Genomic DNA, 15,592 nt, shown 5'->3' on the forward strand with positions numbered 1-15,592 from the left:
AATAGTTACAAAAAAAAGACCGGTTTCCCGGTCTTTCTAATTTATACTTATCTCTCTTCAGAAGAGAATGGAAGTAAAGCCATGATACGAGATACTTTAATAGCTCGTGTTAACTTACGTTGGTACTTCGCACTAGTTCCTGTCACACGACGTGGAAGAATTTTCCCACGTTCTGACACGAATTTTTTCAACAAATCTACATCTTTATAATCGATGTGCATGATATTGTTTGATGTGAAGTAACAAACTTTACGGCGTCTTTTGCCTCCGCGACGTGGTGCCATATTTGGTTGCCTCCTTTTCGATTAAAGTAAACATGCTAAGTGATGCTTTTTAGAATGGTAAATCGTCATCCGATACTTCGATTGGCCCACTACTATTAGAAAAAGGATCCTCATCTACACGTGTATAGTTTTGCTGATTCATTGGTTGGTTTTGCTGATATGAAGGTGTTGAAAATTGCTGCTGTCCATTGCCACCAGATGATTGTCCACCTTGGTTACGTTCTCCAGAGCTATTACGTGGTTCTAAGAACTGAACGCTGTCTGCAACAACGTCTGTCGTATAAACACGTTTTCCATCTTGTCCTTCATAACTACCCGTTTGAATGCGACCTTCGACTCCAGCTAAACTTCCTTTTTTTAGGAAGTTCGCTGTGTTTTCAGCTTGCTTTCTCCAAACGACACAGTTGATAAAATCAGCTTCTCTTTCACCCGATTGGTTGGAGAATGTACGATTTACAGCTAGTGTAAATCTTGCCATTGCAACACCACTTGGTGTGTAGCGAAGTTCCGGATCTTTTGTTAGTCTTCCAACTAAAACGACACGGTTAATCATCAGTAAACAACCTCCCTCAATCAGCTTTTTTAGTCAATTTTATTTTTTTGCTTTAACTTTAATATCGTCGATACGAACAGCAATGTGACGGATAATGTCTTCATTGATGTTAGCTAAACGTGTATACTCATCGATTGCTTTTGAATCAGCATTTACTTTAACGATTTGGTAGAAACCTTCACGCAAGTCATTGATTTCATAAGCTAAGCGGCGTTTACCCCACTCTTTTGCTTCGATGATTTCTGCACCATTTGAAGTTAAGATTTCTTGGAAACGCTCTACTAAAGCTTTCTTTGCATCTTCTTCAATTGCTGGTTGAATAATGTACATTAATTCGTACTTTCTCATCTATTTACACCTCCCTATGGTCTTTGGCCGACTATGAAAAGCCGACAAGGAGCAAGTAATTCTATTACTCACATCAATGAATTGTAACATAGTTTCTCAAACGTATCAAGGAAGATTGTCATTATTTTACTCATTCATGTATATTTATTTTAAATAGGAGGATTATATGGAAAATAATGAAGAAATGTTAGTTGTAATTGATATTGATCTAAAAAAGGTGGCATGGGAAAGTATTGGATTAACTGTAGGTCTATCTATAATAGGATTACTTCTATTTCCTTGGTTATCTAATGTTACAGAAATAACTTTCTCATTTTGGGACTTCCTTTGGTTTTTTATCGGTTATATAGTATTAATCGTTTTACACGAATGCTTTCACCTTGTTGGGTTTTGGGTCTTTGGTAGAGCTCCTTGGAGTAGTATGGATTATGGGGTTAATATTCAAATGGGTGTAGCCTATGCAACTACTACTATTCCCTTACAAAACGGTGCCATGAAAAAAGCATTATTACTTCCTTTCTGGATTACCGGTGTTTTACCAATGATTATGGGCTTTTGGTTGGGTTCCCTCATGCTGGTTCTATTAGGTGCTTGGCTAATTGCTGGTGCTGCGGGGGACTTTGCTATGTATAAAGAACTCAGAAAATATCCAAACGACTTATTGATCAAAGATGATCCAGTGAAGCCTAGGTTATATGTATTGAAAAAAAATTAACTTTATTCAATTAAGATAAACCGGCCAAAAAGACGCCCGGTCCTCTAAAAACAGAGACGTAGATATGCCGTTGACTGTAACGAAGGACTGACGCTTTCCGTGGGCACAGCTTCAGCCGTTCAATCAACCATGTACATAAATAGATAATTGGAAGCTGGATCATCTAAATAAACGAGAATTATATAACCGAAATTATACGATATACATTCTTTAGAGTCTTATGAACCAAATGTTCACGGTACTTCTTTTAAACTTTCTTATCTTTCAAAAAAAGGATCAGTGATTTCTCACTAATCCTTTTTTACATATTCAGAACATATATTGTAAATACTTTTATTTTTATACGTTAAAGCGGAACAACATTACGTCTCCGTCTTGTACAATATATTCCTTACCTTCTAAACGAACCTTTCCAGCTTCTTTTGCAGCAGCCATTGATCCAGTTTCAACTAAATCATCATAAGCTACTGTTTCCGCACGGATAAATCCTTTTTCAAAGTCAGAGTGAATAACCCCTGCACATTGAGGTGCTTTCATCCCCTTAAGGAATGTCCAAGCTCGAACTTCTTGTACACCAGCTGTGAAGTAAGTTGCCAAACCTATTAATGAATAAGAAGCTTTGATTAACTGATCTAAGCCTGATTCTTTTATTCCTAATTCTTCTAGGAACATTGTTTTCTCCTCATCTTCTAGTGCTGCCATCTCTTCTTCAATTTTTGCACATATTAGTATTACCTGTGCGCCTTCTTCGGCAGCAAATGCACGCACTTTTTGTACGTATTCATTTTCACCCTCGGCCATAATATCATCTTCTGAAACGTTTGCAACGTAGAGCATTGGTTTTGTTGTCAGCAAATGAAAGCCTTTTACTACGCGTTGCTCTTCTTCCGTAAATTCAACTGAACGACCAGATTTTCCTGCTTCAAAAGCCTCTTTTAAGCGAGTAAGAACTGGTTCTTCTGCTAGTGCCTCTTTGTCTCTTTGTTTTACCATTTTAGTTACGCGAGCTAAGCGTTTATCAACGCTTTCTAAATCTGCTAATATCAACTCTAGGTTAATCACTTCAATATCAGAGATTGGATCCACTTTTCCAGATACATGTGTAATATTTTCATCTTCGAAACAACGTACAACCTGGCAGATTGCATCTACTTCACGGATATGTGCAAGGAACTTATTCCCAAGTCCTTCCCCTTTACTTGCACCTTCTACAATTCCTGCTATATCTGTAAATTCAAATGCTGTAGGAACTGTTTTCTTTGGCACTACTAATTCTGTTAATTTATCTAAACGTGCATCGGGTACTTCAACTACCCCTACGTTGGGATCGATAGTAGCAAATGGATAGTTTGCTGCAAGTGCTCCAGCCTTTGTTATTGCATTAAACAATGTAGACTTTCCTACGTTTGGTAATCCTACTATTCCAGCAGTCAACGCCATATATGTCACAACCCTTCATTATTTTAAACCATAAACTTTATATACAACTTGTTCATTATATTGATTTTAGCGATAAAAGTCTATCATTACTCAGCATCAGCTTGCACAATCAGCCTTTTCATCTTCTTTTCAAACTCTTTTCTTGGTATCATTACACTATGTTGACAGCCTTCGCATTTTATACGAATATCTGCACCCATTCGTATGATTTTCCAAGCATTCGTACCACATGGATGTTGTTTCTTCATTTCTACTATATCGTTTAGTTGAAATTGTTTCTTTTCCACTTTATCACCTACTTATTTTTCTTTAGTTAAACAATCATTGGAGTTATGAGATTTTAATACCTTTTTGTTCAAGAAACTCTACTAAATCTCTTCTAATTTTTCTAGAAACACTGTTCTGTTTTGTAGGTACAGTCTCAGCGGTAAAGCGTACTACTATTTCGGAGGCATTAAAACTCTGTATTCCAAGGTAACTAGGCTTTTTAACAAGCTCCTCATATTTGTTTGGTAACTCTTTCAGAAACTCCTCAATGTTTTTTTCCATTGATAGAATATCATTTTCAGGTGTAACGCTAATATCTATTAATGCCAAGGAGTTATAAATTGAATAGTTTATAACGACCAATATGCTGCCATTTGGAATTATGTGAAGTTCCCCTGTATAACTTTTCAATTTTGTTGTACGTAAACCTATTTCCTGTACAATTCCATTAGCTGTCCCTATCTGTACTTGATCTCCCACCGCAAATTGATCTTCAAATATTATAAAAAATCCTGTAATGACATCTTTCACTAAACTTTGAGCACCAAAACCAACTGCTAGACCAACAATACCTGCACCAGCAAGCAATCCAGCTACTTTTATACCAAAAGTAGTCAAAATAGCTATAATAGCACTAAAATACACAACATAAGTTAAAACATTTTGAAGAAGTTTCATCAATGTATTTTGCCTACGTTCTGAATACCCTAAGGGGCTCCTCTGCCTAACTAAAAAAAACTTTTGGATTATACGCTTTCCAACTCTTACAGCAACAGCAGATACTAATAAAATGAGCACTATCTTAATAACAATAAACCCAAGTTGCCCCCAAGTCTCTTCTTTAAGTAAATAATCCTTCAAACTTTGAATTTTTGCTTCCATACTAGTTATTTCACCTCATTTGAATAAATAATTTCCTAGATGCATATACTAGCTTTAAAAAGAAAGTGAGTAATTATATGAACTCTTCTGCTACTACTATTACCGAACCTTCTACAATTTATTATAAGGAAACAGGTGCAATTTGGCGATTAAGCAACTACTTTATAGAACAAATTCCATTTGACCATCCAAATCTAGTTTTTTGCTGTATTGGTACTGACCGCTCTACTGGGGATGCACTTGGACCAATGACAGGTTCTTTCTTATCACAACTTAAATCATTTCCGTTTGAAATTGTCGGTACATTGGACAATCCCTTACATGCGCTAAATATTGAAGAAATCACGGAAACTATCCGCAGTTCACCTAAATCCCCTTATATTATAGCTATAGATGCTTGCTTAGGGAACGTGAATAATATTGGACAGATTATCGTTCACCCTGGACCTTTATATCCCGGAAAAGCGGTGAAAAAAGAATTACCGCCAATCGGTGAAGTCTCTATTAAAGCAATCGTAAATATCGGAGGTTTTATGGAATATAATGTTCTTCAAAGTACTCGACTTCATCTAACTTACGAAATGGGAAGAGTCATCTCTCGTGCACTACTTTTAGCTTGGCATCGATATAATTTAAAAGTTATAAATAATAGCAACAGCAATACCAACAATAACTAGACTTGGCAATAGATTTGCAACTCTTACTTTTGTAATACCTAATAGATTAAGACCAATAGCAATAATCATAATGCCGCCAGTTGCTGTCATTTCTTGAAGAAACAATTCAAGTGCAGCTTCTGGTATTATTTTTGTAATTTGAGTAGCAAACAAAGCTATTGCTCCTTGATAAATAGCTACAGGAATTGCAGAGAAAAGAACGCCTATTCCTAGAGTTGCCGATAGTACAATAGACGCAAATCCATCAATTATCCCTTTACTGATTAATAGTTCATGGTCATTTTGTAAACCACTGTTCAGAGCCCCTAGTACTCCCATTGCTCCTATTACAAATATTAAGGTACCTGCAACAAATCCTTGCGCTATACCTCCCCCTTGTTTTTTAGAGCCCATTTTAGTCTCCAAGTATTGAGCAAATTGATTCAACCATTTATCCAAATCAATCCATTCACCTATTACACCACCAAAAACAATACAAATTATAATCAATACAAAATTATCACTTTCTAACCCCATCTTTATACCTAGTAAAGCAACTGCTATCCCTATTGCGTTCATAACGGTTTGCTTCATATTTTCAGGGATTCCTTTTAATAATCTACCAATTAATGCACCCGCTACTATTAAGATAGCATTTACTAATGTCCCTAATAAAACCATCACCATGCCTCATTCCAGTAATAAAAATATAACCTATTCCTAGGCATGCCTAAGGAATAGGTTCTTAATCTTCTAATAACTGTAATATCCTTTCTAAATCATCATCTGAATAAAACTCAATTTCAATTTTACCTTTATCCTTGTTTTTAATAATCGAAACAGGAGTACCGAATATTTCTCTTAACTCTGATTCTTTTTCTTTAGTAAAAATGTCCTTTTGGACTTTTTTTGTTTCACGTGGAACATCTTCATTTAAACGTTGAACTAAAGATTCTAGTTGTCTAACATTCAAATTTTCCTTAATTGACTTTTGCATGATTAACGGTATAGTCTTTTTCTTCTTTAACCCAAGAAGTGCTTTCCCGTGACCCATCGATAAAGTCCCATCGGAGATTGCATCTCTGACAACTTGAGGTAAAGATAGTAAACGAATATGGTTTGCTATATGCGGTCTACTTTTTCCTAATCTAAAAGCAAGTTGCTCTTGAGTTAAGTTTAAATGTTCTATTAAATTTTGATATGCCTCTGCTTCTTCAATTGCTGTTAAATCTTCTCTTTGAAGATTTTCAAGAATTGCAAGCTCCATCATCTGCTGATCATTAAGTTCTCTTATAACAGCAGGAATTATTTCTAAGTTTGCTAACTGAGATGCTCTAAATCTTCTTTCTCCAACTACAATCTCAAATCTCGAACCTTTTTTCCTTAAAATAATTGGTTGCAGAACACCATGTTCTTTAATAGATTCGGAAAGTTCCTTCATAGCTTCTTCATCAAATATTTTACGAGGTTGAAATGGATTTGGTTTAATATCGCTTATGAGGATTTGTTCGACTTGCTCTAATTGGTCTAAATCTTCCCCAGGGAAAAGTGCATTGATACCCTTTCCTAATCCTTTAGCCATTACGGATCACTTCCTTCGCTAGTTCTAAATATACTTCTGCTCCTCTAGACTTCGGATCATAAATGATAATTGGTTCCCCGTGACTTGGTGCCTCACTTAGCCGTACATTTCTAGGAATAATTGTTTTATACACTTTATCTTGAAAGTATTTTTTTACTTCTTCAATTACCTGAATCCCTAAATTTGTACGAGCATCGAACATTGTTAGTAACACTCCGTCGATAGCGAGGTTCTTATTTAAATGCTTTTGAACTAAACGTATTGTACTTAACAATTGACTTAAACCTTCTAATGCGTAAAACTCACATTGTACTGGAATAATAATTGCATCAGAAGCAGTTAATGAATTAATCGTCAATAACCCTAGAGATGGTGGACAATCTATAACAATATAATCATAGAGGCCTTGTACTTCCTGCAAGGCTCTTTTTAATCGAACTTCTCTGGAAATGGTAGATACTAATTCTATTTCTGCACCAGCCAAAGAAATAGTAGCGGGAACTATATGTAAATTCTCAACTTTTGTTTCTAGGATGGTTTCTTTAACACTAACATCATCAATGAGTATATCATAAATACATTGCTGAACCTCACCTTTATTGACTCCTACTCCACTGGAAGCATTTCCTTGTGGATCTATATCAACTAGTAATACTTTTTTCCCCAAGTATGCAAGGCAGGCACTTAAATTCACAGATGTAGTTGTCTTCCCTACCCCACCTTTTTGATTGGCAATTGCTATAATTCTTCCCACACTTGCACCTACTTTCTAGCTATATTAATGGCCACTATTACATTCTATCAAATTTTGAATGAAAAATGGGTGTTATTCTTGTTACAAAAGAAAAACTCTCGCAAATTAGTTGCGAGAGTTGAAATAAGATAGTATATTATGATTTCTTTTTAGGTATTTTTACCGTAATTTGATAAAACTCTTCTGTATCTTCTTCTTCAGTTTTAATGTCAATACCACTCTTAGTTACCATTGAGAGAGATTGTTTAATCGTATTTAATGCAATACGGACATCTTTACTTACTAATTTTCTTTTTGATTTATCCTTTTTACCACTTTTTACTGGTGGGTTAATAATTTCATTAACCTTTTCTTCTAACTGCTTCACATTCCAATGTTTTTCAATAGACATGTTCATCAGTTCTAGTTGCGTCTCTTTTTCTTTAACAGCCATTAAGGCACGAGCATGTCTTTCCGAAAGTTCTTTTTTCATAATAGATTCTTGAACTTCTTGAGGTAACTTTAATAATCTCAGTTTGTTTGCGACTGTAGATTGTCCCTTACCTAGACGTTGCGCTAATGCTTCTTGAGTTAAGTCATGCAATTTCAATAATTTTTGATAAGCTACTGCTTCTTCTATAGCTGTTAGTTCCTCACGCTGTAAGTTTTCTATTAATGCAATAGAAGCAGTTTCTTTATCACTTAAATTACGGATTATTGCTGGAACCTCTGCCCATTTTAACTTAGTCATTGCTCTAAAGCGACGTTCTCCAGCAATTATCTCGTACTTTTCATCCTCATCCATCTTACGTATAATGATTGGTTGAATCACTCCGTGAGTATGAATGGTTCTTGCTAGTTCTTCTATTTTATCATCATCAAAAACAGTTCTCGGTTGATATCTGTTAGGTACTATTTTATCAATTGAAATATTTAAAACTTCTTCTAAATGGGTTTGTCTTGGCTCTATCATTTCTTCCTGCCCTTGTTTTTCAGAACTACCAAAAAAACGTGAAAACGGACTTTTCATCTTACTCGCACCACCTTTTCGAAACTCTATACACAAAATATTCACGATTAAAGTAATTATACATTAAATGTTTCACGTGGAACGTTCCTCATTAAATAATTGGTGTTTTGTTTGGAATACCTGGTTTTCGAGGGTATCTTTTCGGTGTGCTTTTAGTTTTAGAAAAGACATACAACGTTCTTTCACTTTTTTCTATTGGTAACAGAAATGAATAATCTGCAGTTTTTTCTGCCCCTAAAACGGATAACGCTTTAGAAGCATCTTTTAGTTCTTCGGAAGCACTAGCTGCTTTCATTGCTATAAACTTCCCTCCAACTTTTACTAAAGGAAGACAAAGTTCGGATAAAACTGAAAGTCTTGCGACAGCTCTTGCAGTTACAATGTCATAATTTTCTCTATATTCCTTGTTTTGTCCAAAGTCCTCTGCGCGAGAATGAACAAAATGAACATTTGTCAACCCAAGTTCCTGACTTAGATGGGTTAAAAACTGAATTCTTTTATTTAATGAGTCTACTATTGTGACACTTAAATTAGGAAAACAAATTTTCAAAGGAATACTAGGAAATCCTGCACCTGCTCCAACATCACAAACAGAGTACTTTCCTGTGAAATCTTCATAAAAAGAAGCACTAATGGAATCGAAAAAATGTTTTAAATAAACTGATGCTTCGTCAGTTATTGCTGTTAAATTCATCTTTTCATTCCACTCCACTAGTAGCTTAAAATATATTTTAAATTGTTCTACTTGTGTTCTACTCAATTCTATTCCTTTTTCATGAAGGGCTTGTACAAATTGTTCTTCGTTCATGTAGTTCTCCTCATCATTTTAGACTATCCACTGATTTTGGCTATTTTTCCTTGTTCAATATATATAAGAAGAATAGAAATGTCAGCTGGATTTACTCCTGAAATACGAGATGCTTGGGCAATCGATAATGGACGGACTTGCATTAGTTTTTGTTTTGCTTCTGTAGCAATACCATTGATAGCATCGTAATCAATATTTTCAGGAATTTTTTTGTCTTCCATTTTTTTAAGTTTTTCTACTTGCTGAAGAGATTTTTCAATATACCCTTCATACTTAACTTGTATCTCTACCTGTTCTTTTTCTTCTAAAGATAATTCTACATCAGAAGGTGATAATTGGGCTACTAAATCATAATTCATTTCAGTTCGTTTTAATAGGTCTGCAGCACGGATTCCATCTTTCAATTCGCTACCATCCACACTTCGTATTAAAGCTTGGGTTATTTCATTTGGTTTTATCATTGTCAGACGTAACCGAGCTAACTCATCTTCTATTCTTTTCTTTTTCTCTAAGAATTTATTATAACGTGTTTCTGGAACTAAACCAATTTCATACCCAACTTCTAATAATCTTAAGTCCGCATTATCGTGACGAAGTAATAAACGATATTCTGCACGCGAAGTAAGTAGACGATAAGGTTCATTCGTCCCTTTCGTTACTAAGTCATCAATTAATACACCAATATATGCATCCGATCTACTTAACACTTTTTCTTCTTTCTTTAGTGCTCGTAAACCTGCATTTATTCCTGCCATCAAGCCTTGTCCTGCTGCTTCTTCATATCCAGAAGTCCCATTGATTTGACCTGCTGTATATAAATTTTTTACTCTTTTAGTTTCTAATGTTGGCCATAATTGTGTCGGTACCATTGCATCATACTCAATTGCGTATCCGGCACGCATCATTTCTGCATTTTCAAGTCCTGGAATAGATGTTAGAAGCTGACGTTGTACATGCTCTGGAAGACTTGTAGATAATCCTTGAACATAAACCTCACGTGTATTTCTTCCCTCTGGTTCTAAGAAAATTTGATGACGTGGCTTGTCATTAAAACGGACTACTTTGTCTTCAATTGAAGGACAATATCTTGGTCCAGTTCCTTTAATCATACCAGAATACATCGGTGATAAATGTAGATTATCATTAATAATTTGATGTGTTGTTTCACTTGTATAAGTTAACCAGCAAGGTAATTGATCCATAATGAATTCTGTTGTTTCAAAGCTGAATGCTCTTGGAACATCATCTCCAGGTTGGATTTCTGTTTTGCTATAATCTATTGTTTTACTGTTTACACGCGGTGGAGTTCCTGTTTTAAAGCGAACTAGATCAAATCCTAATGCACGGATACTGTCTGCTAATTTTATGGAAGGTTGCTGATTATTTGGTCCACTTGAATATTTCAAATCCCCAATAATAATTTCACCACGTAGGAATGTTCCAGTCGTTATTACGACTGTTTCTGCACGATAAATTGCTCCAACCTGCGTTTCAAGTCCTACAATTTTATCGTCTTCTACTATTAAGTCTTCTACTACAGCTTGATGAATAGTTAAGTTTTCTTGTTCCTCTAGAAGGCGTTTCATCTCATGTTGGTATAATACTTTATCTGCTTGCGCACGTAGTGCCCGAACAGCAGGTCCTTTCCCTGTGTTCAACATTCTCATTTGAATATGTGTTTTGTCTATAACTTTTCCCATGGCCCCGCCAAGTGCATCTATTTCTCGCACAACAATTCCTTTTGCAGGTCCTCCGATCGATGGATTACAAGGCATAAATGCAATCATATCAAGATTAATTGTTAGAACTAAGGTATTTGCTCCCATTTTAGCAGCTGCTAATGCTGCTTCAACACCAGCATGTCCCGCTCCAACAACAATCACATCGAACTTGCCCGCTTCAAACTTCGGCATGTTCGTAACTTCCTCTCGTTTTTTATTTTCCTAAACAAAATTGTGAAAATAGTTGATCAATCAAACTTTCTTCTACTGTATCTCCTGTTATTTCACCTAATATTTCCCACGTTCTAGTTACATCTATTTGTATCATATCCACAGGCACATCACTCTGTGCTGCTTCTAATGCATCTGTAATAGTAGATTTTGCTGACGTCAATAAAGATATATGACGAGCATTTGAAACATAAGTCAGATCAGAAGCCTCGATTGTACCCTCAAAAAATAATGAGGCAATCGCTTCTTCCAATTCATCCACGCCTTCTTCTTTTAGTAAAGAAGTAGTAACAATACGTTTATGTCCAGACAAATTTCTTACTTCATTTATATCTATTTTTGTTGGTAAATCAGTTTTATTGATAATAACGATATAATCCATTCCTTTAATTGTTTCTAACAATCTTCGGTCTTCCATCGTTAACTGTTCAGCACTATTCAATACAAGTAATATAAGATCTGCTTCTGCTAGTACCTGTCTAGATTTCTCTACGCCAATTCTTTCTACAATATCTTCTGTTTCTCGAATACCAGCAGTATCAACTAATTTTAATGGAACACCCCGTACATTAACGTACTCTTCTATAATATCTCTCGTTGTTCCTGCTATATCCGTCACAATTGCTTTATTTTCTTGTATTAAACTATTTAATAGAGATGACTTTCCTACATTTGGTCTACCGATAATCGCAGTAGAAAGCCCTTCTCGTAGAATTTTACCTTGAGATGATGTTAAAAGTAATTTATCAATTTCTTTGCTGACCCAAGTACACTTTTCGATCATCAGTGGAAGTGTCATTTCTTCTACATCATCATACTCAGGATAATCGATATTTACTTCTACTTGCGCCAAAGTTTCTAAAAGTGCTTGCCTTAATGTTGCAATAAGTCTTGATAATCGACCGTCCATTTGACCTAGTGCAACATTCATTGCTTTATCTGTTTTTGCTCTTATTAAATCCATTACTGCTTCTGCTTGTGACAAGTCAATTCTTCCATTTAAAAAAGCACGTTTGGTAAACTCACCGGGTTCTGCAAGTCGGGCACCGTTAATTAATACTAACTGTAGAACACGATTAACAGAAACTAATCCTCCGTGGCAGTTTATCTCAATTACATCTTCTCTTGTAAAAGTTTTTGGACCTTTCATTAAGGACAGCATGACTTCTTCTACAACCTCATTCGTTTTTGGGTCAACTAAATGTCCGTAATGAATGGTATGAGATGCCTGGTCAAATAAATCTTTTCCGTTTGGTGAACGAAATATCTTATTTGCTATAGCTATTGCACTAGATCCACTAAGTCTAACTATTGCAATGGCACCTTCCCCCATTGGAGTCGAAATAGCAGTTATTGTATCAAATTCCACAGTTGTCCACCTCCTTACAAATCCACACTTATCCACATGTGTATAACTAAAACGAACACGACTATCTAACATATAACAATACCATAAAACAACTAAAATCAGAAGTATAGATACTTTTACATATGTGAACAAAAATACCTAACATTACAAAAATCAAATTTTTTTGAATTTACTATTAAAAATAGACTATTCTAGTTTTTCTCATTGAGTACCACTCATTTAATTTATTGTGACCAAAGACTACTCTTATTTTTTATGCACTAACTTTTGTTAAACAGCAAGAAAAACGGACTTCAGTGTATTACTTAGCTGAAATCCGTTGAAAGATTATTTAATTGGTTCAATGACTAGATAACGATTTGGATCTGTTCCGACTGAATAAGTTTCTATATCTATTCGCACAGATAATGCATTATGAATTATTTTTCGCTCAAATGATGACATCGGTTCAAATTCAACTTTGCTACCAGTCCGAATAGCTTTGTCTGCCATTCTTTCTGCCAGTTGCTCCAATGACTCTTGTCTTCTTTCGCGGTAATTCCCAACGTCTAATTTAATAATGATAAAGGAATTAGAAAACTTATTGGCAACTAGTTGTGATAAGTTTTCTAAAGCATTTAATGTTTGTCCACGCTTCCCTATTAAGATAGCTGCCTTCTCGCTATTCAGGTGAAGATGAATAAACTTTCCTTCTCTTTTCTCATTTATAACTAGATCATCAATATGCATTTCTTTTGCAATCTCATTTATATAGTTTTTTGTTTCTTCTACTGCTTGTTCATTTGTTTCTATATTAATTGGTTCTTCTTCCATAACGGATTCTTTTGCGACTGTCTTTCCTAGTTCTGCTACTTCTTTAACTTTTTCTTTTTCTTGAACTTTTTCTACTATAACTTCTTGCTCTTTATTCAAAACAGTTACTTCAACAACTGCAGGCTTCGTTCCAAATCCAAGAAAACCTTTTTTACCTGCTTCCACTACCTTAATTGACACGTCATCTCTTGAAACACCAAGCTTTTCAAGTGCAACTGTTATAGCTTCTTCTTTTGTAGGTGCAGTTTGTGTAATCTGATTCATTTTTTTGGTCCTCCCGTTTTAACAGGTTCTGTTTTTGGTTTGTTCCAAGGTTTGTAAATGAATAAATTTTGAATGATTGAAATAATATTTCCAATAACCCAGTAAAGAGTCAAGGCAGCTGGTAATACGATACCAAATCCCATAATCATAAATGGCATAATATACATCATTAGTTTCATTTGAGGATTATCCATAGCTGGACCAGTACGTAAAACAACTAATTGCATAAGACCAGCTAGAATAGCTAGGAAAATACTAGGTTCTGCTAATGCAAACCCTATAAAATCTCCAAGATTAATTTCGGGTGTATTATTCATACGACTAATTGCATGATAGAAACCGATTAATATAGGCATTTGAATGAATACTGGTAAACATCCAGCAGCAGGATTAATTCCTCTTTCTTTAAAGAGTGCCATCATTTCTTGCTGATACTTTTGTTGTGTGACAGCATCTTTTGAGCTATATTTTTCTTTTAACTTTGTTAATTCAGGTTGGACTTCTTGCATATTTTTAGAGCTTTTTGTTTGTTTAATCATTAATGGCAGTAATACTAAACGAATAATTATCGTTACCGCAATAATACCCAAACCATATGTCCCTAATATTTCTTTAAAATACGTAATAGACGATACTAATGGCCATACGATGTATTCATTCCAGAATCCTTCCGAATTATCATAGATTGGCTCATTAAATTCCGTACATCCTGCTAGTAAGGCAGTAGTTACTATTAATAATAGTACAAGTGATAAACGTTTATTCAACCTTCTTCCCCCTAATAAGTCTTATATATCTCTTCTTATTATCTTACCATTTCTATAAAAAGTTACTACAAACTTTTCTTCTTTAATACTTTAGCTACTTTCAAAACATGTTCCATACTTTTTTTTGTTTCATGAAAGTCTAACTTGGCCGCCGGATTTCTGGCGATAATAATATAGTCCATGTTTGGAAAAACTTGATCATGTATTTCAAGGAAGGTTTGTCTAATATATCGTTTAATACGATTACGGACTACTGCATTTCCTACTTTTTTACTGACAGATAATCCAACCCGATAATAATCTTCTTCTTTATTTAAGCAGTACACTACAAATTGTCTATTCGCGAAGGATTTACCCTTTTTAAAAATTGTTTGGAACTCTGCATTCTTTTTAATACGTTGTTTCTTATTCATCTACTCACCAGCTCCAACTAATCGTTTTAAAAGAAAAAAAGACCACTGAAATGGTCAGTGGACTTATGCTGATAATACTTTTCTTCCTTTAGCACGACGGGCTGCTATTACGCGACGGCCGTTTTTTGTACTCATACGTGCGCGGAAACCGTGATTTTTGGCACGTTTACGTGTATTTGGTTGGAATGTACGTTTCATCTATATGACACCTCCTGAGTGATCATCTTCAATCTTCTTAAGACAGTCTCCGATATTATATATAACTTATAGTGGTTTTGTCAATGACTTTCATTAACTCTCTTATCTATTTAGTAACAAGCAGTTATCCACAATTAGAAGAGAATCTATTTTTTGTCTTGTGCATAGAAAAATCTCATTAAAAATTATCCACAACACTTATAAACATATTTTTCACATATTATTCTACTGTGGACAACTTGAATTGTTAATAATTAAATAATTGTGGATAACTCTTAAATTTCTTGTAATCTCCATGATTTTTTGTTACGATATTTGTGTTTTACTTTTTCAAAAATATTTCACCCTTTTTCTTTATCCACAGTTGTTAGTAATCTGTGGATAAGTTTATTCCCATAACTTTATAAAGTTTATCCACAATCGGTGGATTTGTGTATATGTCGAATTTTGTTATACATATTTAAATTTTTGAGAAAAGAGATTTAACTATCAAATCTATAGTAAAGGAGACTAGATAA

Annotated in this window: 19 protein-coding genes; 2 read left to right on the plus strand and 17 right to left on the minus strand. The window is 34.7% G+C overall.

What is annotated here, in order from left to right:
• Positions 1–47: 47 nt before the first annotated feature.
• Genes rpsR through rpsF form a run of 3 tightly spaced genes read right to left on the minus strand, consistent with a single transcriptional unit; the run spans position 48 to position 1,185 of the window.
• The gene (gene rpsR / locus ACQCPR_RS19875) at positions 48–284 is read right to left on the minus strand and encodes a 30S ribosomal protein S18 (RefSeq protein WP_090567348.1); all 237 of its coding nucleotides are present in this window, start codon (positions 282–284) and stop codon (positions 48–50) included.
• 49 nt (positions 285–333) lie between these two features.
• On the minus strand, positions 334–837 hold the full coding sequence (gene ssb, locus ACQCPR_RS19880; protein WP_090567345.1) for a single-stranded DNA-binding protein: 504 nt from the start codon (positions 835–837) through the stop codon (positions 334–336).
• Positions 838–876: 39 nt separating this feature from the next.
• Entirely contained in the window at positions 877–1,185 is a 309-nt protein-coding gene (rpsF, locus tag ACQCPR_RS19885) for a 30S ribosomal protein S6 (protein ID WP_090567343.1), read from the minus strand.
• A 166-nt stretch (positions 1,186–1,351) separates the two neighbouring features.
• On the opposite strand from rpsF, the gene ACQCPR_RS19890 reads away from it, so the two are divergent.
• Complete coding sequence (locus ACQCPR_RS19890; protein WP_427137873.1) at positions 1,352–1,900, plus strand: DUF3267 domain-containing protein; 549 nt, start codon at positions 1,352–1,354, stop codon at positions 1,898–1,900.
• Between the two features lie 339 nt (positions 1,901–2,239).
• On the opposite strand, the gene ychF is transcribed toward ACQCPR_RS19890, so the two are convergent.
• The 3 genes from ychF to ACQCPR_RS19905 form a co-directional block, all read right to left on the minus strand.
• The gene (gene ychF / locus ACQCPR_RS19895) at positions 2,240–3,340 is read right to left on the minus strand and encodes a redox-regulated ATPase YchF (RefSeq protein ID WP_093495568.1); all 1,101 of its coding nucleotides are present in this window, start codon (positions 3,338–3,340) and stop codon (positions 2,240–2,242) included.
• An 86-nt stretch (positions 3,341–3,426) separates the two neighbouring features.
• A complete protein-coding gene (locus tag ACQCPR_RS19900) occupies positions 3,427–3,627 on the minus strand; it encodes a DUF951 domain-containing protein (protein ID WP_090567336.1) in 201 nt (66 codons plus the stop codon).
• 43 nt (positions 3,628–3,670) lie between these two features.
• Positions 3,671–4,489, minus strand: coding sequence for a mechanosensitive ion channel family protein (locus tag ACQCPR_RS19905; RefSeq protein WP_427137874.1), 819 nt, complete (start codon positions 4,487–4,489; stop codon positions 3,671–3,673).
• A 77-nt stretch (positions 4,490–4,566) separates the two neighbouring features.
• Here ACQCPR_RS19905 and yyaC point away from each other — a divergent pair, with 77 nt between their 5' ends.
• Positions 4,567–5,166, plus strand: coding sequence for a spore protease YyaC (gene yyaC / locus ACQCPR_RS19910; RefSeq protein ID WP_090567330.1), 600 nt, complete (start codon positions 4,567–4,569; stop codon positions 5,164–5,166).
• Here the strand turns inward: yyaC and ACQCPR_RS19915 are convergent.
• The 11 genes from ACQCPR_RS19915 to rpmH form a co-directional block, all read right to left on the minus strand.
• Entirely contained in the window at positions 5,122–5,826 is a 705-nt protein-coding gene (locus tag ACQCPR_RS19915; protein ID WP_427137875.1) for a DUF554 domain-containing protein, read from the minus strand. The genes yyaC and ACQCPR_RS19915 overlap by 45 nt on opposite strands.
• Positions 5,827–5,890: 64 nt before the next feature.
• Positions 5,891–6,727, minus strand: coding sequence for a ParB/RepB/Spo0J family partition protein (locus tag ACQCPR_RS19920; protein WP_090567323.1), 837 nt, complete (start codon positions 6,725–6,727; stop codon positions 5,891–5,893).
• Entirely contained in the window at positions 6,720–7,481 is a 762-nt protein-coding gene (locus ACQCPR_RS19925; protein ID WP_427137876.1) for a ParA family protein, read from the minus strand. The genes ACQCPR_RS19920 and ACQCPR_RS19925 overlap by 8 nt, the downstream gene beginning before the upstream one ends.
• Positions 7,482–7,617: 136 nt before the next feature.
• A complete protein-coding gene (gene noc / locus ACQCPR_RS19930; protein ID WP_090567318.1) occupies positions 7,618–8,490 on the minus strand; it encodes a nucleoid occlusion protein in 873 nt (290 codons plus the stop codon).
• A 91-nt stretch (positions 8,491–8,581) separates the two neighbouring features.
• Complete coding sequence (rsmG, locus tag ACQCPR_RS19935; protein ID WP_427137877.1) at positions 8,582–9,298, minus strand: 16S rRNA (guanine(527)-N(7))-methyltransferase RsmG; 717 nt, start codon at positions 9,296–9,298, stop codon at positions 8,582–8,584.
• A 23-nt stretch (positions 9,299–9,321) separates the two neighbouring features.
• Positions 9,322–11,211, minus strand: a complete 1,890-nt coding sequence (gene mnmG / locus ACQCPR_RS19940; RefSeq protein ID WP_090567312.1) for a tRNA uridine-5-carboxymethylaminomethyl(34) synthesis enzyme MnmG — start codon at positions 11,209–11,211, stop codon at positions 9,322–9,324.
• A 22-nt stretch (positions 11,212–11,233) separates the two neighbouring features.
• The gene (gene mnmE, locus ACQCPR_RS19945; RefSeq protein WP_427137878.1) at positions 11,234–12,619 is read right to left on the minus strand and encodes a tRNA uridine-5-carboxymethylaminomethyl(34) synthesis GTPase MnmE; all 1,386 of its coding nucleotides are present in this window, start codon (positions 12,617–12,619) and stop codon (positions 11,234–11,236) included.
• A gap of 327 nt (positions 12,620–12,946) precedes the next feature.
• On the minus strand, positions 12,947–13,696 hold the full coding sequence (gene jag / locus ACQCPR_RS19950; RefSeq protein ID WP_090567306.1) for an RNA-binding cell elongation regulator Jag/EloR: 750 nt from the start codon (positions 13,694–13,696) through the stop codon (positions 12,947–12,949).
• On the minus strand, positions 13,693–14,463 hold the full coding sequence (gene yidC, locus ACQCPR_RS19955) for a membrane protein insertase YidC (RefSeq protein WP_090567303.1): 771 nt from the start codon (positions 14,461–14,463) through the stop codon (positions 13,693–13,695). Before yidC ends, jag begins: the two co-directional genes overlap by 4 nt.
• 65 nt (positions 14,464–14,528) lie before the next feature.
• On the minus strand, positions 14,529–14,876 hold the full coding sequence (gene rnpA, locus ACQCPR_RS19960) for a ribonuclease P protein component (RefSeq protein WP_090567300.1): 348 nt from the start codon (positions 14,874–14,876) through the stop codon (positions 14,529–14,531).
• A 63-nt stretch (positions 14,877–14,939) separates the two neighbouring features.
• On the minus strand, positions 14,940–15,074 hold the full coding sequence (rpmH, locus tag ACQCPR_RS19965) for a 50S ribosomal protein L34 (RefSeq protein WP_090567297.1): 135 nt from the start codon (positions 15,072–15,074) through the stop codon (positions 14,940–14,942).
• Between the last annotated feature and the right edge of the window lie 518 nt (positions 15,075–15,592).

Source organism: Psychrobacillus psychrodurans (genome assembly GCF_050209195.1).
In the GTDB taxonomy this organism is placed as follows: Bacteria; Bacillota; Bacilli; order Bacillales_A; family Planococcaceae; genus Psychrobacillus; species Psychrobacillus psychrodurans.

What these genes read in the sequence shown, in the direction of transcription:
- jag (WP_090567306.1), bottom strand. Translation starts at nt 13,696, where the DNA reads ATGAATCAGATTACACAAACTGCACCTACAAAAGAAGAAGCTATAACA.
- rpsR (WP_090567348.1), bottom strand. Translation starts at nt 284, where the DNA reads ATGGCACCACGTCGCGGAGGCAAAAGACGCCGTAAAGTTTGTTACTTC.
- yyaC (WP_090567330.1), top strand. Translation starts at nt 4,567, where the DNA reads ATGAACTCTTCTGCTACTACTATTACCGAACCTTCTACAATTTATTAT.
- rsmG (WP_427137877.1), bottom strand. Translation starts at nt 9,298, where the DNA reads ATGAACGAAGAACAATTTGTACAAGCCCTTCATGAAAAAGGAATAGAA.
- rpsF (WP_090567343.1), bottom strand. Translation starts at nt 1,185, where the DNA reads ATGAGAAAGTACGAATTAATGTACATTATTCAACCAGCAATTGAAGAA.
- ACQCPR_RS19905 (WP_427137874.1), bottom strand. Translation starts at nt 4,489, where the DNA reads ATGGAAGCAAAAATTCAAAGTTTGAAGGATTATTTACTTAAAGAAGAG.
- noc (WP_090567318.1), bottom strand. Translation starts at nt 8,490, where the DNA reads ATGAAAAGTCCGTTTTCACGTTTTTTTGGTAGTTCTGAAAAACAAGGG.
- ACQCPR_RS19920 (WP_090567323.1), bottom strand. Translation starts at nt 6,727, where the DNA reads ATGGCTAAAGGATTAGGAAAGGGTATCAATGCACTTTTCCCTGGGGAA.
- ssb (WP_090567345.1), bottom strand. Translation starts at nt 837, where the DNA reads ATGATTAACCGTGTCGTTTTAGTTGGAAGACTAACAAAAGATCCGGAA.
- ychF (WP_093495568.1), bottom strand. Translation starts at nt 3,340, where the DNA reads ATGGCGTTGACTGCTGGAATAGTAGGATTACCAAACGTAGGAAAGTCT.
- rpmH (WP_090567297.1), bottom strand. Translation starts at nt 15,074, where the DNA reads ATGAAACGTACATTCCAACCAAATACACGTAAACGTGCCAAAAATCAC.
- rnpA (WP_090567300.1), bottom strand. Translation starts at nt 14,876, where the DNA reads ATGAATAAGAAACAACGTATTAAAAAGAATGCAGAGTTCCAAACAATT.
- ACQCPR_RS19915 (WP_427137875.1), bottom strand. Translation starts at nt 5,826, where the DNA reads ATGGTTTTATTAGGGACATTAGTAAATGCTATCTTAATAGTAGCGGGT.
- ACQCPR_RS19890 (WP_427137873.1), top strand. Translation starts at nt 1,352, where the DNA reads ATGGAAAATAATGAAGAAATGTTAGTTGTAATTGATATTGATCTAAAA.
- mnmG (WP_090567312.1), bottom strand. Translation starts at nt 11,211, where the DNA reads ATGCCGAAGTTTGAAGCGGGCAAGTTCGATGTGATTGTTGTTGGAGCG.